General features: G+C 72.5%; 11 protein-coding genes and 3 tRNA genes. 4 read left to right on the top strand and 10 right to left on the bottom strand.

Annotated features, from left to right (window positions below; translation table 11 throughout):
- Positions 1-506 precede the first annotated feature (506 nt).
- The 3 genes from ACF1A5_RS29275 to ACF1A5_RS29285 form a co-directional block, all read right to left on the bottom strand.
- Positions 507-1559 carry a hypothetical protein gene (locus ACF1A5_RS29275; protein WP_392195892.1) on the bottom strand — a complete coding sequence of 351 codons (1053 nt, stop codon included), beginning with the start codon at positions 1557-1559 and terminating at the stop codon, positions 507-509.
- Between the two features lie 350 nt (positions 1560-1909).
- Positions 1910-1982 (bottom strand) — tRNA-Arg (locus tag ACF1A5_RS29280).
- Between the two features lie 220 nt (positions 1983-2202).
- Positions 2203-2293 (bottom strand) — tRNA-Ser (locus tag ACF1A5_RS29285).
- Positions 2294-2464: 171 nt separating this feature from the next.
- Between ACF1A5_RS29285 and ACF1A5_RS29290 the strand changes: the two genes are divergently transcribed.
- A complete protein-coding gene (locus tag ACF1A5_RS29290; RefSeq protein ID WP_392195893.1) occupies positions 2465-3088 on the top strand; it encodes an SSI family serine proteinase inhibitor in 624 nt (207 codons plus the stop codon).
- Between the two features lie 231 nt (positions 3089-3319).
- Positions 3320-8287 carry a PAS domain-containing protein gene (locus ACF1A5_RS29295; protein WP_392195894.1) on the top strand — a complete coding sequence of 1656 codons (4968 nt, stop codon included), beginning with the start codon at positions 3320-3322 and terminating at the stop codon, positions 8285-8287.
- A 49-nt stretch (positions 8288-8336) separates the two neighbouring features.
- On the opposite strand, the gene ACF1A5_RS29300 is transcribed toward ACF1A5_RS29295, so the two are convergent.
- Positions 8337-9980 carry a long-chain fatty acid--CoA ligase gene (locus ACF1A5_RS29300; RefSeq protein WP_392195967.1) on the bottom strand — a complete coding sequence of 548 codons (1644 nt, stop codon included), beginning with the start codon at positions 9978-9980 and terminating at the stop codon, positions 8337-8339.
- A 195-nt stretch (positions 9981-10175) separates the two neighbouring features.
- On the bottom strand, positions 10176-10733 hold the full coding sequence (locus ACF1A5_RS29305) for a SigE family RNA polymerase sigma factor (protein WP_392195895.1): 558 nt from the start codon (positions 10731-10733) through the stop codon (positions 10176-10178).
- A 775-nt stretch (positions 10734-11508) separates the two neighbouring features.
- Here ACF1A5_RS29305 and ACF1A5_RS29310 point away from each other — a divergent pair.
- On the top strand, positions 11509-12378 hold the full coding sequence (locus ACF1A5_RS29310) for a bifunctional DNA primase/polymerase (protein ID WP_392195896.1): 870 nt from the start codon (positions 11509-11511) through the stop codon (positions 12376-12378).
- Between the two features lie 16 nt (positions 12379-12394).
- Here the strand turns inward: ACF1A5_RS29310 and ACF1A5_RS29315 are convergent, their stop codons facing one another.
- The 3 genes from ACF1A5_RS29315 to ACF1A5_RS29325 form a co-directional block, all read right to left on the bottom strand.
- Positions 12395-13108 carry a hypothetical protein gene (locus tag ACF1A5_RS29315; RefSeq protein WP_392195897.1) on the bottom strand — a complete coding sequence of 238 codons (714 nt, stop codon included), beginning with the start codon at positions 13106-13108 and terminating at the stop codon, positions 12395-12397.
- A gap of 558 nt (positions 13109-13666) precedes the next feature.
- On the bottom strand, positions 13667-14092 hold the full coding sequence (locus ACF1A5_RS29320) for a hypothetical protein (protein WP_392195898.1): 426 nt from the start codon (positions 14090-14092) through the stop codon (positions 13667-13669).
- A 448-nt stretch (positions 14093-14540) separates the two neighbouring features.
- Positions 14541-14966 carry a hypothetical protein gene (locus tag ACF1A5_RS29325; RefSeq protein WP_392195899.1) on the bottom strand — a complete coding sequence of 142 codons (426 nt, stop codon included), beginning with the start codon at positions 14964-14966 and terminating at the stop codon, positions 14541-14543.
- 270 nt (positions 14967-15236) lie between these two features.
- Between ACF1A5_RS29325 and ACF1A5_RS29330 the strand changes: the two genes are divergently transcribed.
- Positions 15237-15623, top strand: a complete 387-nt coding sequence (locus ACF1A5_RS29330; protein ID WP_392195900.1) for a hypothetical protein — start codon at positions 15237-15239, stop codon at positions 15621-15623.
- A gap of 201 nt (positions 15624-15824) precedes the next feature.
- Here ACF1A5_RS29330 and ACF1A5_RS29335 read toward each other — a convergent pair.
- Together ACF1A5_RS29335 and ACF1A5_RS29340 are read right to left on the bottom strand one after the other, a co-directional pair.
- Positions 15825-15911: transfer RNA gene (locus ACF1A5_RS29335), tRNA-Ser, on the bottom strand.
- 62 nt (positions 15912-15973) lie between these two features.
- Positions 15974-17461 carry a S1C family serine protease gene (locus ACF1A5_RS29340; protein WP_392195901.1) on the bottom strand — a complete coding sequence of 496 codons (1488 nt, stop codon included), beginning with the start codon at positions 17459-17461 and terminating at the stop codon, positions 15974-15976.
- Positions 17462-17489: the final 28 nt, after the last annotated feature.

The following is a 17489-nucleotide window of genomic DNA, read 5'->3' on the forward strand; positions in this document are numbered from 1 at the left end:
CGGCTGGCTGCACACCTACAATCACCACCGCGGACACACCGCGCTCAAGGGCCAACCACCCGCCAGCCGCGTCCCCAACCTCACAGGGCAATACATCTAGAGGGGTCGGTCAGCGAGGGTCATAGAGGTCGCCGTTCGGTCCCTCGGGGTGGCTGTCGGTCATGGTCGGTCGCTGGGGTTGCTGTACTCCGTTGCTGTACAGCACCACGGCTGCTCACCTGTAGGGGTGCATACGCGGCCCGACGATTGCGGCCGTCGCCATATATGGCCCGCCTGAACCTCAGCCGACGACAGTCAGCCACGACGGCGGGTTCGCCGACCGATCAGGCGCGCGTGTGTCTCGCTGTTTCGCCACCGGTCCCAGCCACGCCATCGGTGTCGTCGACCAGCGCAAGCCGTGACGGCCAGCCCGTGACAACGGTACCCAAGACCGTCAGCTTGGGTAGCCTCCCTGTGGTTCACCGCAAGATCTGGCACGGTTCCGGCATGGCCGTCAGATGTTTCCTTCAGGATTCCCTTTCCGCTCCGGAAGGTTCGTGGGAGTGGCCGTCGTCGCCCGGTGACGCCGGAGCGGCATCGTCGGGGCAGTGGGGAACCGTGCCGATCGGCCGGCAGTTGTTGGGTGTGTTGTGGACGACTCTGCTTCGGACGAGGGTCATGATGCCGAGCGTGTCTTGGTAGATGCCGCCACCGGTGTTCGCGCTGTTGCCCTGCACCACTGAATCCGTCAGCGTGCTCGTGCCGGCGTTGTAGATGCCTCCGCCAATCAGCCCGGCGTGGTTGGACTCGATACGTGTCGACGTCACCTGCATCGGATGGCGGTCGTTGTAGATCCCCCCGCCGCTATAGAAAGCGCTGTTGCGGGAGATCGTCGAGTTGTCGACGGTCAGGGTGTTTCCGGCGTCGAAGAGAGCACCCCCGAATGCTGCCGCGTGGTTCTCTTCCAGCCGTACCCCGGAGAGCCGTGTCGTGCTGCCGGGTCCGTTGTAGATGGCACCGCCTTGTTGCGAGGAGTTGTCGCTCAGGACGCTGTCGAAGATTTCGAGGTGGCTGCTCTGGTTGACGAAGATGGCGCCGCCCTGGTTGGCGATGTTGTTCGTCACGGCGCTGTGCCGCAGGGTCAGCGTTGCACCTGACAAGGGCATGAACGCCCCGGCGTAATCGAGGTACCCCCCGTTGGTGGCGGTGATGCCCTCCAACGTGAGATGCCCGCCGGACCCGTCGATTTCTGCGATGCGGAAGGCTGTGGAGGCGTCCGGGTCCCTTCGGATGGTCGTGTCGCGTCCCAGCAGTGTCACCGTTCCGGTGATCTGCGGCAGGGCATTCGGGCCGAGGCCCCCGGTCGAGGCAGGGGTGCTGATGGTGTACACACATCTGGGCGCGAGCCGGATGGTGTTCGGCCCGGTGTTGTTGTTTGCGGCGATGATCGCCGCATCGAGCGCGGCGACGTCATTGCAGGGGACGTAGACCCCGGGTTGCGCGGAGGCTGTTGCGGTGAGACCGGACAGGATGAGGACCGGCACGGCGAGGGACAGGGCTCTGAGGTGGCGTCTGCTCATTCTCTTCTCTCACGGGCTGGCATTCGGCCGGAAAACGGTCATCGCATAATCGCGCAAAACACCCTATTTTCCTCTGATCCGGACATGGCGTGTCAGGCCCAGCCTTGAACACGTCAGTGCATCACGCGTGACCGCAGTGGTCACCGCCGCCATCGGGCCGACCCGCCCAGCCACGACGTGCCCCTTCTCTGAGGCCGGGCGGCTGATTGCTGTGCGCGCGGCACGGGCGCCGGCCGGGCTGGAGCGGGGCCGAGACAGGAGCGCCGCCGGGCCTCCCGCTGCTGTACTTCGCTGCTGCACGCCCCTGAAACGCCAGAGGCCCCGGATCTCTCCGGGGCCTCTGATCTCTGTGCACTCGGCAGGATTCGAACCTGCAACCTTCTGATCCGTAGTCAGATGCTCTATCCGTTAAGCTACGAGTGCTTGTTCTGTTGTTGTCTTCGCTGCCGACCCTTTCGACCCGCTCGCGGCGACAGGAAGAACATTACATGACTGCCGCCGTCATGTGAAATCCGTTCCCCGCACCGCTTGTGACCTGCGAAAACGTGGTTCGGAGGGGTTCTCGCCGAAGGTTGGGAGGCGGGGCGTGGGCGGACAGCAGCGAAGCCCCGGTCGGGCGGACCGGGGCTTCGGTGATCAAGCGCGGAGGCGGAGGGATTTGAACCCTCGATGGGCTTTAAGGCCCAAACCGCATTAGCAGTGCGGCGCCATAGACCGGACTAGGCGACGCCTCCAGCACAACCGCTCCCGCGAGCGCGCGAGTGGTGCCTGCAGATGATGACACAGCCGAGCGCGGTGTCACCAATCGCCCCCCACGGTACTAGGCAGGCGGGTCGCAGGGCAAAGCCCTTCCCGGAGCGTCGGGCGCGGCGCAACGTACCGGGGGGTGGCGCGTTAGTCCGGGCATGGTGCAGGTCAGCTCCCCCGATCACCCTTCCCGACGACCTCGACGCCCCCGGCGGTCCCGGCTCCTCCGGCGCGCCGACGGCCCCGGCGCCCCTCGGCCCCTGCGGCGGCTGCTCCTCGGGGCCTCCGCCTCCCTCGTCGCGCTCACGTCGCTCACCGCCGCCGGGCCGACCGCCCTCGCGTCGGCCGCCGCGCCCCCGCCCGTCCGCGACGAGGACCGGGCCGGCGACCACCTCACGGTGACCGTGCGGCACGCGGGCGCCGGCTGGGACGGGACGTACGAGCTGTACTGCCATCCCTTCGGCGGCAGCCATTTCGATGCGCGGGGCGCGTGCGGGGCGCTCGACCGGGGCACGCGCTGGGGGCGTGACGTCTTCGCCCCCGTTCCCGACGACGCCGTCTGCACCCTGCGGTACGGCGGGCCGGCCACCGCCCATGTCACCGGGACCTGGGCCGGGCGCCCCGTCGACGCGTCGTTCGACCGCGGCGACGGCTGTCGGATCGACCGCTGGGACCGGCTCGTGCCGCTGCTGCCCCGCGCCGGTTCCCGACTCACCGGCACGCCACCCGCCGGGCACGGCACGCCACCCGCCGGGCACGGCACGGGGCCCGCGCGGCGGTGACACCGACCGGACAGCGGGCGCGCGAGGGCGTCCGTAAAGGTCCGGCGAAGGTCGTGCGAAGTGGAAGCGCAGGGTCACCGGTTCGGCCTCACTTTGTCGTGCGACCTCCCTCTCATCCGGCGTCGCGGGCGCAACCTCAGCGCATAGACTCCCTCGCGTGACACGTCGCGGGCCGGTTGGCAAGATGGCCCCCGCGGTCGGCTAGGTGCGGTAACAGGGAGGAAGCGTCTCGTGAGCAGCAGGCCATCCCGAGGCGCTGCTCGCCTCGCAGCCATACTCGACGCGCTGCCCGACGCGTTGCTGCTGGTCAACGCCAACGGGACGGTCGTCAACGCCAACACCATCGCCCTGGAGGCCTTCGAGACCCCGGGTACCGCGCTCGTCGGGCGGGGCCTGCTCGACCTGCTGCCGGAGTTCGACTCCAAGCTGATCCCCGGCTCCATGCGGCGCCCCGACCACATCGACCCGCGCGGGCGCACCAAGCCGACCCGGATGGTCGCCCGACGCACCGACGGGACCGACTTCCCGGTCGAGGTCACGAGCGCGAATCTGGAGAACGGACAGCAGGCCTACGACGGGCACGGCTACAGCGGCGACGAACTGCTGATGCTGGTCGTGCGCGACCTGTCCGGCACCGTCGATACCGAGGCCGAGCTGGCGCGTTCGCAGCGGCAGACCGAGATGATCCTGCGGGCCGCGTCCGAGGGCGTCGTCGGCACCGACACCGACGGGCGGATCGTCCTGGTCAACCCGGCCGCCGCCCAGATCCTGGGCTACCGGGCCGGTGAACTCGGCGGCCGCGAGCTGCACGATCTCGTCCTCCACTCGCGCCCCGACGGCTCGCCCTTCCCGTACGAGGAGTCCCCGCTCGCCGACACCCTGCGCTCCGGGCGCAAGCACCGGGTGCGCGGCCAGGTGCTGTGGTCCAAGAGCGGCGACAAGGTGCCGGTCGACCTGACGACCGCCCCCGTCCGCGACGGCGACCAGCTCGTCGGCGCCGTCATGACCTTCGCCGACCGGCGTCCGCTGGACACGCTCACCGAGGAGAAGGCCGCCGCCGACAAGCGGCACGAGGAGGAGCTGGAGCGTCTCGCCGAGGAGCACGCCTCGGAGCTGACCGCCCTGCGCCAGCGGCACGTCGCCGAGGTCGAGGAGCTCACCGAAGGCCACGCGGAGGAACTCGCCGCGAACGAGGAGCGGTACGCCGCCCTCGGCGAGCGGGAGAAGGACCGCTTCGAGGCGCTGGCCGCCCGGCACGAGCAGCTGCTCACCCTGCTGGGCCGTTCCCTGCGCGGCCCCCTCGACGAACTGCGCCGCGAACTGGCCGCGCTCGCCGCCGACGACGCCGGGCAGCTGTGGCCCGAGGCCAACCAGGTACTGCACCACCTCTCGGCCGGCTACTCGCGCATCACCACTCTCATCGACAACGTCCTCGGCTACCAGCGCATCGACGCCGGCAGCGAGGAGATCACCCGTACGAAGGTGATGCTCGACGCGGTCGTCGCCGCCGGCGTCGACGGGGCCGTCGAGCTGGTGGGCCCGGGCCGGGTGCAGTTCGCCGTGCACGCGCCGCCCATCGAGGCCGAGGTCGACCCGCAGCGGCTCGCGACCGCGCTCGCCCACCTCGTCGCCGACGTGGCGGGCGTCGACGCGACGGGCAACGCCCCCGTGTCGGCGGGCGGTTACATGGACAACACCGTCGTGGTGGCGGCGGCGCAGCGCGGCGAGGTCGTACGGATCGAGGTGCGCGGCCCGTACGCCGGGGGAGACCCGGTGCACGAGCCGATCGTCCGCGGGATCGTCCGGGCACACGGCGGTGTGCTGCAGACGCACGAGGTGCCGGGGATGAGCGGCAACGCCTACGTCCTCGAGGTGCCGCTCGGCGCGGGCGCGGGGGCCGTCACGGCCGGTGCCCCCGTTCCCTTCGCGGACACGCAGGCGGACATGGTTCCGGGCGCGGCTGAGGGTGGAGCGGGTGTCTCGGCGGAGGTCGCCCTGCCCGAGCCCGCCCCGAGCGGTGGGCGGCGGCGGGCCCGGCGGTCCTCCACGGACGCGTTCCTCGAGAGCGAGCACGAGGCCGCCGGCGAGGCATCCGACGCCCCGACCGCCCCGGCCGCCCCGACCGGACGGCGCCGCAGGCGTGCCGCGGAGCAGTCCGCGCAGGCGGCCGACCAGGGTGACGTCTCCGGCGGTACCGGACGGCGCCGCGGACGGCCCGCCGAGGGCGCCGGGGGTGCCGAGGGCGGGACGGACGACGTGAGCGAGGGCGCTGTCGTCACGGCGGCCGAACACGCCGCCGGGACGGCGGCGTCCGGCAACGGACTGGGCGGCACGGTGCCGCCGCAGGGCGTGCCCGCGCCCGGCGGGCGGCGGGCCCGGCGCGACGCCGGTGAACCGCAGGCGCTGCCGCCCGCGCTGCCCGCGGTGGCGGAGCAGCGGACGGACGGGGCGCAGGCACCGCAGCCGACCGGGCGCCGTCGGCGTGCCCTCGCCGCGGCGACCGAGCGTGCCGCCGCGCAGGAGGCGGCTCCCCGTGCGGTCTTCGCCCTGCCGCCCGCCGAGGCGGACCGGCCGTCCGGCGCCCCGCAGGGACAGGGACAGGCCCCGGTCCAGGTGCCGCCGCAGGGCATCGCGCCGACCGCCGGTACCGACGGCGGCCGGCACGACGCCGTGCCCCACGACCAGGCCGACGACCACACCCCGCCGCAGCCGCATCCCACGAGCGCGCCGACGGGACGCCGTCGACGGGCGATGCCCCAGCCCGCCGACTCCACGGCTCAGGGCACGACGTCCGCCCAGGGGCTCCCCGCGCAGGGCGCAGCCGCCGTGCAGCCCGCGCCCGTCCAGACGGCGGCCGTGCAGGGCGTCCCGCCGCAGGCACCGGCCGCCGCCGCGGCCCAGCCTCAGGCCCAGGGTGCCGCGGTGCCGGGGCAGGGCGGGCTGGTTCCGCCGCACGGCGGCCTCGTGGCACCGGGACAGCAGGTGCCGCAGGTGCCGCAGGCTCTGCCCGGCCGGCCGGAGGTGCCGGGTCAGCCCGTGCAGCCGGGTGTGCCGGCACAGGGCGCCCCGGGCCAGGTGGCCCCGGCCGCGCAGGCCGTCCCGCAAGGCACCCCGCAGGGGGTTCAGCAAGCCGCCCTTCCGGCCGTCCCACCGATCGCGCCCGGGCAGCCGATCGTGGCACCGGTGATTCCCGGACAGCCGGTCCTGGCCCAGGCCGCCCCTGGCCGGCCGGTCGTCGCCCAGCCGGGTGTCGTCCCGCCCGGTGTCGTCCCGCCGGGTGTCGTCCCGCAGGCACCGGCGCAGCAGCAGCCCGTGCCGGTGCAGCAGCCCCCCGCGCAGAACGCGGCCGGGCCGGTCGCGCCGCCCGCCCAGGGCGGTGCCGCCCAGCCGCTCCCCCAGCAGGGTGCCGCTGCCGTTCCCGCCCCGGCCCAGGCGGTCCCCGGCGGCGGCCTTCCCCCGGAGGCGGTCCCCGGCCAGGCGGTCCCACCGCAGCCGGTGCCCGCCCCGGGCGTCCCGGCACAGGGCGTTCCCGCGGCGCAGCCCGCCGCGCCGCAGGACGCGCCCGCTCCGGGCACCCCGACTCCGGGCGTCCCCGCCGGACAGCCGACGCCGGCCCCGGGCGTCCCGGCCCCGCAGCCGTGGCCCGGCGCCGACGACACCTCCGGCACGGGCACCCCCGTACCGCCGGACGGTGCCGCCGTGCCCGTACCGCCCCACGCGCCCGGCGCACCCGCGCCCGCCCCGCAGAGCGCGCCCGTTGCCCCCGCGCCGCCCGCTCAGGGCGTTCCGCAGCCGGCCGCGCCCGCCCCGACCGCCGGTACGCCCGCGCAGGCGACCCCGCTCCCGCCCGAGCAGGCCCCCGGACAGCCCACCGCTCAGCCGGCCGGGCAGCCGGTCGCCGGGGGTGCCGCCGCGCGGGCGTCGCAGCCGCTGCCCCCCGAGGCCGCCGCGCCGGTCGACCCCAACTCGACGCAGGGACGGGCGTTCAGTGTGCGGACGCTCGGTCAGGGCGTCCCGTTCAGCCGCCAGGCGGCGCAGGTGCAGATCCCCCAGCCCGGTGCGGCCACTCCTCCGCACGGGACCGGCGGTTCCGGTTCCGGACGCCGGCGCAAGCTGGGCACCCCGCCCGACCCGGCTGCCGCCCGCCCGGAGCAGACGGCCCACCAGGTGCAGAACGTCCGGCCGGAGCAGACCGCCCGGCCGCATCCGCAGCCCGAACAGCCGCCCGCCCAGCCCTCCGTGGGCGGACAGCCGTCCCTCGGCGGACAGCCCTCCCCGGCCGGGCAGCCCGCCCTGCCCGCGCAGCCGTCCCTGGCCGGGCAGTCCCGTCTCGCGCCCGCCACCGAGGGTGCCGGACGGTCGTACGCCATAGGAGCACCGGACGAGAACGCGGCCGAGGGGCCCGAGCCGCTCGACGGTCCGGGCGGCGCCGTGGAGATCGCGGACACCCCGCGGCCGCAGCCGATGGACGACGAGCTGCCGCCGGAGCCGCTGGACAACCCGCGCCGGCTGCTGGTGTGGCCGGCCCCGGACGTCAACACGCAGCAGGCGCTGAGCGACCGCGGCTACCGGCCGGTCATCGTGCACTCCCGCGAGGAGGTCGACGCGCAGATCGCCGCCTTCCCGGCCGCGCTGTTCGTCGACCCGCTGACCGGGCCGATCACCCGCACAGCGCTGCAGTCGCTGCGGCAGGCCGCGGTCGCCGCCGAGGTGCCCGTGCTGGTGACCGCGGGACTCGGACAGGCCACCCGCGAGGCCGCGTACGGCGCCGATCCCGCCGTACTGCTGAAGGCGCTCGCCCCGCGCGACAGCGAGCAGCACCCGCCGCGCGTGCTGCTGATCGAGGAGCACGCGGAGATCGCGCTGGCGCTGACCTCGACGCTGGAGCGGCGCGGGATGCAGGTGGCGCGGGCCGCGAGCGACACCGACGCGGTGACGCTCGCAGGGCAGTTCCGGCCGAACCTGGTCGTGATGGACCTGATGCAGGTGCACCCGCGCCAGGCCGGGATCGTCGACTGGCTGCGCGCGAACGGGCAGCTCAACCGCACCCCGCTGGTCGTCTACACCGCCGCGGTCGACCAGGCCGACCTGCCGCGGCTGGCCTCCGGCGAGACGGTGCTGTTCCTCGCGGAGCGGTCCACCAGCGCCGAGGTGCAGGACCGGATCGTCGACCTGCTGGCCCGGATCGGGACCAACTGACCGCGGCCGGGACCGCGTGGGTCCCGGCCGCGTGCCACCCGGGCGGCTGTCAGAGGTTGGTGACGTCCAGGTCCCCGGCGGCGTACCGGCGGCGCAGCACCTTCTTGTCGAACTTGCCGACGCTGGTCTTCGGGACCGCCTCGATCACCGTCCAGCGCTCCGGGAGCTGCCACTTGGCGATCTTGCCCTCTTCCAGGAGGAAGGTGCGCAGGGTCTCGAAGTCGGCGCCGGCGCCCTCCTTGAGGACCACGGTGGCCAGCGGGCGCTCGCCCCACCTGTCGTCGGGGACGGCGACGACGGCGGCCTCGGCGACGGCCGGGTGGGACATCAGGGCGTTCTCCAGCTCGACCGACGAGATCCACTCGCCGCCGGACTTGATGACGTCCTTGGCCCGGTCGGTGAGGGTGAGGAAGCCGGTGGGGCTGATGGTGCCGACGTCTCCGGTCTTGAGCCAGCCGTCCTCGCTGAACTTGTCGGCGGGGCGCAGCGGTTCGGCGTCGGGGCCGTTGTAGTAGGCGCCGGCGATCCAGGGGCCGCGGACCTCCAGCTCGCCCGCGGACTCGCCGTCCCAGGGCAGCCGCTCGCCGCCGGGGCCGGTGAGCCGGGCCTCGACACCGGCCGCGAAGCGGCCCTGGGTGAGCCGGTAGGCGAATTCCTCGTCCGTGCCGACGGCGTGGGCCGGGGGACGGGCGACCGTGCCGAGCGGGGAGGTCTCCGTCATGCCCCAGGCGTGGCAGACCCGCATGCCCAGCTGGTCGAAGTCCTCCATGAGGGAGGGCGGACACGCGGAGCCGCCGATCGTGACCTGGGTGAGGGAGGAGACGTCCCGGGGGCGGGCGGTCAGCTCGGCGAGCAGGCCCTGCCAGATGGTGGGGACGGCGGCCGCGTGGGTCGGCTTCTCGCCCTCGATCATCTCGGCGAGCGGGGCGGGCTGCAGGAAGCGGTCCGGCATCAGCAGGTTGACGCCGGTCATGAAGGTGGCGTGCGGCAGGCCCCAGGCGTTGACGTGGAACTGGGGGACCACCACGAGCGAGGTGTCCTGGTCGGTGAGGCCCATGGACTCGGTCATGTTGACCTGCATGGAGTGCAGGTACACCGAACGGTGGCTGTAGACCACGCCCTTGGGGTCGCCGGTGGTGCCGGAGGTGTAGCACATCGAGGCTGCCCGGCGTTCGTCCAGCTCGGGCCAGTCGTACGCGGTCGGCTTCCCGGCGATCAGGTCCTCGTACTCGTGGACCTGGACGGAGGCGTCCGCGAGCAGCGCGCGGTCGCCGGGGCCGGAGACGACGACGTGCTCGACGGTCTTCATGTGCGGCAGCAGCGGCGCGAGCAGCGGCAGCAGCGAACCGTTGACGATGACGACCCGGTCGGCCGCGTGGTCGACGATCCAGGTCAGCTGCTCGGCGGGCAGACGCAGGTTGAGCGTGTGCAGGACCGCCCCCATGGAGGGGATGGCGAAGTAGGCCTCGACGTGCTCGGCGTTGTTCCACATGAGGGTCGCCACGCGGTCGTCGTCCACGATCCCGAGGTCCTCGCGCAGGGCGTGCGCCAGCTGGGCCGCCCGGGCGCCGATCCCGGCGAAGGAACGGCGGTGCGGTTCCCCCTCGCCGGTCCAGGTGGTCACCTGCGAGGTCCCGTGGACCGTCGACCCGTGGGTCAGGATCCTCGAGATCAGCAGCGGTACGTCCTGCATGGTGCTCAGCACGGCGTCCTCCCGGGGGCGACATTGCCTACGCGGCGGTAAGGGTTGCGCTGATTCTGCGCACATACCACGCGGTATGTCACTAGGGGCGGGCCATCGATCACGTGACCTTTCGCACTGGCGGACCGTGCCGCAACACACATGGGCCACCGCGGAGGGACGCGGGACGACGCGCGGAACGGACGATCAGCGTACGAGGTCCAGCTCGGGATCCTCACGCAGTTTGCCCAGCGCGCGGGAGACCGCCGACTTCACCGTGCCCACGGACACCCCGAGCACCTCGGCCGTCTGGGCCTCGGAGAGGTCCTCGTAGTACCTGAGGACGACCATGGCCCGCTGCCGGGCGGGCAGCTTCGCGATCGCCCGCCACATGGCGTCGTGCAGTGCCTGCTGCTCCGCCGGGTCGGGCGCGCCGGGCACGGGTTCCGGTTCGGGCAGCTCCTCGCACGCGAACTCGTCGACCCTGCGCTTGCGCCACTGGGAGGTGCGCGTGTTCAGCAGCGCCCGGCGCACATAACCGTCGAGCGCCCGGTGGTCCTCGATCCGCTCCCACGCCACGTACGTCTTCGTCAGCGCGGTCTGCAGCAGGTCCTCCGCGTCGCTCGCGTTCGCGGTCAGCGACCGGGCGGTACGCAGCAGCACCGGCCGGCGGGCCCTCACGTACGACGTGAACGAGGGATACGCCGAGGTCCGCGTCATCGGGGCGGCGGCGTTCGACGCACTGGTGCAGACGGGTGTGGTCATGGCTCCACGCTAGGAGCGCGCCCGCCCCCGCGGATCGGCCCCAGGTCCCGAAGCGGGGTCCCCCTCAGGTTGTAGGGGTGGGGCCCGCCGCACCTCCTGAAGGTGGACGAGCGGGCCGCACGTACTGGGGGTTCACCCCCGTGGCCTGGCGGCTGCCTTGACGGTACGTCAGACGGCGGGGGCCGGCAGGGCCGTCGCGGTCGCGCGAAAGCGCCTGCGCGGCGGTGCCGAGGCACCGCCGCGCAGACGTTGTGCAACCCCACAAGCACGCCCCACAGGGGCGTTCAGGACCGGCGGATCCCCAAATGCGCCGGTCCACCCCGGCTCACCAGAGGCGGGTGAAGTGGATGGCCGTACGGATGCTTGCCATGTGCGCTCCTCCAGTACGAGGTGGGAACCGGCTTCCCTGCCGGAAATCATGAGGCGTGAGGCACGTGCGGTACCTGAACTTCGGCTGTCACCGGGGCGGTCGGCCGACCGGCCCCGGCGTTTCTCCACGACGTCGCACGATCAGGGTTGCCCACCGGATCCCGGATGATTCGTCCCGGACACCCGGATTCGCACGCAAGCGTGAGGACAAGTCGATAAACCCTTTCGCCACCTTTCATGACCCAAAGGCCGCGATCCGCACCGCAATGGACGCCCCATCCCCCGGACACGACATGCGCTGAAGCGTTCCGGCAGCCGGTGCGTCCACATCGGCGATCCCCTGCGTGTCGAGACGACCGGCGGGCGCCCTCTTCCCTTTTTCGAACGCACGTACGAACATGGGCGTATGGCCACCATCGACCGGCACACCACGACGCTGGCCCTCGCGCACGCCCTGTCAGCCGCCGAACGCGGACTGGCCGTCATCCCCCTGTCCCGGACGAAGCTGCCGGCCCTGCGCTCCCCGCACCGCGACGACCCGGCCCCGGCCCCCTGCCACGGCGAGTGCGGCCGCTTCGGCCACGGCGTGTACGACGCATCCACCGACCCCGCGCGCATCCGCGCACTGTTCGCCGCGGCCCCCTGGGCCACCGGCTACGGCATCGCCTGCGGACTGCCGCCGTACCACCTGATCGGCGTCGACCTGGACACCAAGTCCGGCACGGACTCCTCCGCGGCCCTGCGCGAACTCGCCCTGCGCCACCTGTTCACGATCCCCCCGACCGTGGTCGTGCTGACCCCCAGCGGCGGCCGTCACCTGTGGCTGAGGGGTCCCGCGGACGTCGTCGTCCCCAACTCGGCGGGGCGGCTCGCCCCCGGCATCGACATCCGCGGCGCGGGCGGCTATCTCGTCGGTCCCGGCTCCCGCACGGAGCACGGTGTGTACGGCACGGCCCCCGGCACCGCCGGCCTCGCGCCCGCGCCCTGCCCGCGGGCCCTCCTGCGACTGCTGCTGCCACCGCCCCGCACGGCGCACCACCCGGCGCCCGCGTCGGCGGGCCGGCACGGCCAGGGCCTGGTGCAGTTCGTCCTCGGGGCGCACGAGGGCCAGCGCAACACCCGCCTGTTCTGGGCGGCCTGCCGCGCCTACGAGGACGGCATCGGACCGGCCCTCGTCGACCCCCTGGTCGACGCGGCCGTACGCGCCGGACTGCCCGAGCATGAGGCCCGCGCGACCGTCGCCTCGGCGGCCCGTATGACGACCCACGGGCCGTGAGAGCGGCCCGTACCGGCTACGGCGTGAACACCTCGTCCAGCCGGTGGATCGCGCCGTCGTCGCCGGTCTCGTACCGGAACACCAGGCCGGAGTCCGGGTGCGCCTCGATCCAGTCGATCAACTCCTGCACGCCGATCCGCCGGTTCTCGCTGCTGTCGGTGACGGGGTTGGTGGCGGTGACGTACGCGGCCTGGTCGAGGGCCCAGCGGCTCTCCTCGCCGGTGACGACGAAGGGCGCGCCGTCCGTGTCCTTGCCGGGGCATCCCCAGGCCCCGTGCTGGATCACGAGGTTCACCTTGCCGGTGGCGCCGTCGAGTTCCTCGACGCGGTAGACGGCGAATTCGTCGGGATCGACGTCGTCCGGGTCCGGAGCCTTCCCGGCACAGTCGGCGGCGGGCGCGCCGCCGGCGGCCGGTCCGGGGTCGGCCTTCCCGGCGGGTCCGGCACCGGTCTTCCCGGCGGGTGCGGCACCCGCGGCGTCGGCTGGTGTGGCTGCGGTCGTCGCCCCCGCGCCCGGAGCCGCACCGGGCTTCTTCGCGGCGGCGCCGGACGACGGGGTGGTGGCGGTGGCGGTGGCCACCGCGTCGGGCGAGGCGGTGGCCGTGCCGCCGGCACCCGGCTTCGCGGCGGCCCCGGCGGCGCCCGCGCTCCCCCCGCATCCGGTGAGCACGGCGGACAACGCGACGGCCGCGAGCGCGACACCGGCGGGTCTGAGACGGCTGGCCTTCATCTGGGACGCCCCCTGTTGTGCATACGGCTGTGCGTACAGCGTTCGTGCGGCGGCCCGTCCGGCCACCCCGGACCGGGACCGTAGCAACGGCCTCGGCCGGCCGCAGCACCCCGACGACCGATGTCACAGACCCGGGACGCGACCGTCACCGGGCGGGGAAGGCGTGGCACCCCAGGGGGACCCGGGGGCCCGCCCGACACGGCGGGCGCACGCACGTCTCGCCGCCCGAGTCGACCGAGAGGCCGCAGCGACGAGCACGGCCGTGCGTGCTCGCCGCCGTGGCCTTCGAGCGGCGAGTTGTACGGGCCGGGCACGCCGATCGGGTGGTACCCGAAGTGCTCGGTGTCGTACGCGACCGTCCACACCACACGGTCGGGAAGGGTCTGCCCCGGAGAAGTTGAACGTGACGACGGTGCCGATCGAGCTCGAACAGGCGCCACGGGCGGGGTCGTACCACTGCGTGGGACTTGGCGGGCAGCGGACCGGATCGGCGGACGGCCGGTAGGGAACGTCTTGGCCTGGGTCACCGTCGCGATGGGCGTGGTGAGGTTGTCGATGTCATGGACGTTCGCGGTGATCGGGTGGGTGAAGGTCGCCCCCGGAGTCGTCGTGCAGGACGTCCCGCCGCGGGACTCGCAGGCATAACTGGCGAACATTCACCTGCAGCGTGCTCAGGTGGCGTCCGGTCCCCGCGAGACCCACACCGTCACCGAACTCGTTGGTGGCGTTCGCCTCGAAGCCGAGCGACGCCCGGTAGCAGTCGGTGACGCCGTACGGCATCGCGTTGTACGCGATGTTCGAAGCGCCCCGGTCGCAGATCGGTTGCGCCGGATTGTTCGCAGGCTTGACGTAGCAGCTGGTCCGGCTGCCGCCGTAGATCCGGGAGCAGACGGCGGGGTCGCTGATGTGCAGCAGGACGGCCTGGGACCGCGGCGCGCTGTTCCTCCAGGTCGCGGTGCCCATCGTGGTGGCCTGGCCGTTCAACGGGATCTCATTCAGCGCCGTTCACGGCCGTTCACGGGACCGAAGCCCGTGGCCGCTCCGGTGACCGGCCGGCCATGAGCGCAGGTGAACGGGGTCCGTGCCATACGCGTGCCAGAACGGGCGGGAAACCACGGGGATCACCGGGCAGTCACGGCGGCCGGGCACAAGAAGGACCCCCGACCAAACACCCAGGTCGGGGGTCCTTCTCACTGCTCATCGCGCGGAGGCGGTGGGATTTGAACCCACGGTGACATCGCTGCCACGACGGTTTTCAAGACCGGCAGGATGTCGACGGATCAATGCGGCTTGGCCTGCGGAAGCGCCCTCTCACTGGGCGGCGTCTGCTCCGGTTGGCCAGAGGTTGGCCGCGGCGCCACTGGGCTGGAGACGGTAACCCCGTCGGCGGTCATTCCCACGGTGAAGGCACCGGACTGTCCGCAGATCCGGGTCAGTGGTCGTTGAGGAAAGTGTGGTCGGACTGGTACGCGCAGGGCGCATCATTGTTGTTGCATGTATAGACGTTGACATGGAATGTCTCGTTCTCCGGAAGGTTGTGGTAACCCCCGTCCGAAGCCCGCGCGGTGACGCATGATCCATTGCCCCCGGACGTTGTGATCACGTAATACGTACCGGTGGACTGGTAGACCCATGCGTTGGCGTTGTATCCGTCCGCGGCCGTGTCGCAGACCGAGACGACGTCGCCGTACTCTTCGACATAGACCGTGCCGCCGTAAGGAGAGGCGTCCGTTGTGTGCCATGTGTGGTCCCAGTTGATGCCGGGATCCACCGTCGCTGATGCGGGGGTCGCGGTGGCGAGCGAACCGCCGGTGACGAGGCAAGCAGCTACGGCAAAGGCCGCAGTTTTTCCACGCACTTGACTTCCTCCCTGTGCTCGCTCGGACAGCCCGGCGAGTGCTGGGACTATACATCAAACGAACAATTGTTCACCTGGCTTCAGGTCGTAGATCGCGGTGCTCGCTGCGGGCAACAGCTTGGTGGAAGCGGCGCCGTCAGGACGAGTGCAGACCGTGACGGATCCGCCGCTCACTCGCTGCCTGACGGTCCATCAGGACCAGCAGACGGGCGATCTAGAAGGCGGTCAGGCTGAATTGGGATGAGTTGCCGGAACAGGACGGACCCCAGCGTGATGGACTTCGGCCTCGGCACCGGCTCGGCCATCGACTTCCGAGACGGCCGCATGTCACTGGCCTGGAAGGTCACACAGCGCAGCAACAGCTACATCACGCTGATCGGTCCGGCCGACAAGCGAGTCTTCGTCAACGCCAACGCCCACTCCGAGGGGACCGACCCCACCAAGTACAACCCCGGCCCCCTCGGCGCCAACTACATGGACCAGATCCAGTGGCGCGACGCCCGCACCGGGAAGCTGCTCGCCGCATCCGACTTCTACCCGCCGTCCAACATCGTCGGCACCGTGTCCCCCGGCTACGGCGGACTGATCTACGACATCCTCGGCGACGGCCGAGCCGTCGTCATGGCCGTTCGCCCAGCCGGCCCGGACGACAAATGAGTCCTCCTAGAGCCGGAGCCCGACCAGTACGCCCCTCGCCGACCGATCCACGTGCGGCTACGGATCAGAAGGTGGCCGCGCCCCACGCGTGCCCGATCGAGCGGGAAGCCACGGGGAGCACCGGGCAGTCACGGTAACCGGACATGAGAACGGCCCCCGACCGAAGATGCTGGTCGAGGGCCTTTCTCACTGCTCATCGCGCGGAGGCGGTGGGATTTGAACCCACGGTGACATCGCTGCCACGACGGTTTTCAAGACCGTTCCCTTCGGCCGCTCGGGCACGCCTCCCCGCGCTGCCCGTGATCGGCGGCGCGGGGACAAGACTAACCGGTGGGCGCGGGCGTGTGGGGTCAGCCGTTGTCGCCGACGCGGGAGCCCAGGGTGACCTCGGCGGTGCGCTCCTTGCCGTCGCGCAGGTAGGTGATGGTCACCTTGTCGCCGGGCTTGTGGGTCCAGATCTCGCCGATCAGGGTCGGGCCGGAGTCGATCACGTGGTCGTCGAGCTTGGTGATGACGTCGCCCGGCTTGAGGCCGGCCCGGTCGGCGGGGCCGCCCGACTCGACCGGGGCGGAGCCGCTGACGCCCTGGTCGGTGATCTTCGCGCCGTTGGTGCGGTCCTCCAGGGAGACGGACGCCCCGATCTTCGCGTAGACCGGCTTGCCGGTCTTGATCAGCTGCTGGGCGACGTACTTCGCCTGGTTGATCGGGATGGCGAAGCCGAGGCCGATCGAGCCGGACTGGCCCGAGCCGCCCAGGCCGCCGCCGCTGCCCGTGGACTGGATCGCGGAGTTGATGCCGATCACCGCACCGCGCGAGTCCAGCAGCGGTCCGCCGGAGTTGCCCGGGTTGATGGAGGCGTCCGTCTGCAGGGCGCTCATGTAGGACGCCTTGCTGTCGGAGCTGCCGTCGCTGGAGGCGACGGGGCGGTTCTTGGCGCTGATGATGCCCGTCGTCACCGTGTTCGACAGGCCGAAGGGGGCGCCGATGGCGATGGTCTCGTCGCCGACGGCCACCTTGTCGGAGTCGCCGAGGGTGAGGGGCTTGAGATCGCCCGGCGCGTTCTTGAGCTTGACGACGGCGACGTCGTAGCCCTGCGCGTGGCCGACGACCTCGGCGTCGTACTTCTTGCCGTTGGGGAAGGTCGCGGTCAGCTTGCCGCCGTCGACCGCCTCGGCCACCACGTGGTTGTTGGTGACGATGTGGCCCTGGGTGTCGAAGACGAAGCCGGTGCCGGTGCCGCCCTGGCCGCCGGCGCCCTCGGCCTCGATGGTGACCGTGCTCGGCAGCGCCTTGCCGGCCACGCCCGCGATCGAGTTCGGGTCCCGCTTGATCTGCGAAGCACCCGTGTCGGAGGCGGAGACGGTGGTGGAGCCGCTGTCGTCGTTGTTCTTGGCCAGGGTGTAGCCGAGGCCGCCCCCGAGGCCGCCGGCGACCAGCGCGGCCACCAGGACCGCGGCGACCAGACCGCCGCGCCGGCCGCCGGGCTTCGGTGCGGGCTGCTGGTACGTCGACCCCCAGCCGGAGCCCGAACCGCCGCCGTCCGCGTAGGACGGGGTCGCGGCCGGGGCCGGAGGCGGCCAGGAGCCGTCGACGGGCCCGCCGGGGCCCTGCGGTCCGGGCACGCCGGGCCCGCCCGCCGCCGCGTGCGCGGGCGGCGGCCCGCCGTGCACCCCGTCGGACTGCGGGGCGCCCGGCACGTGCGGAGGCGTGCTCGGCGGCGGGGGTGTCGGGCCGCTGTGGGGGGCGGCCGTCCCGGGGGAAGCAGCGGGAGATTCCACCGGCACGGGAGGTGCGGACGGGGCCGGGGGTACCGCGGTGCCCTCGTTCTCGGTGCTCACAGCTCTTCTCCTCGATCCACGGCTGCTG

Origin of the sequence: Streptomyces sp. NPDC014864 (genome assembly GCF_043081525.1) — a bacterium.
Taxonomy (GTDB): domain Bacteria; phylum Actinomycetota; class Actinomycetes; order Streptomycetales; family Streptomycetaceae; genus Streptomyces.

Bases quoted from the DNA above. Each gene is read 5' to 3' on its own strand.
- ACF1A5_RS29275 (WP_392195892.1), bottom strand. From the start codon at position 1,559: ATGAGCAGACGCCACCTCAGAGCCCTGTCCCTCGCCGTGCCGGTCCTC.
- ACF1A5_RS29290 (WP_392195893.1), top strand. From the start codon at position 2,465: ATGGTGCAGGTCAGCTCCCCCGATCACCCTTCCCGACGACCTCGACGC.
- ACF1A5_RS29305 (WP_392195895.1), bottom strand. From the start codon at position 10,733: ATGACCACACCCGTCTGCACCAGTGCGTCGAACGCCGCCGCCCCGATG.
- ACF1A5_RS29300 (WP_392195967.1), bottom strand. From the start codon at position 9,980: ATGCAGGACGTACCGCTGCTGATCTCGAGGATCCTGACCCACGGGTCG.
- ACF1A5_RS29310 (WP_392195896.1), top strand. From the start codon at position 11,509: ATGGCCACCATCGACCGGCACACCACGACGCTGGCCCTCGCGCACGCC.
- ACF1A5_RS29315 (WP_392195897.1), bottom strand. From the start codon at position 13,108: ATGAAGGCCAGCCGTCTCAGACCCGCCGGTGTCGCGCTCGCGGCCGTC.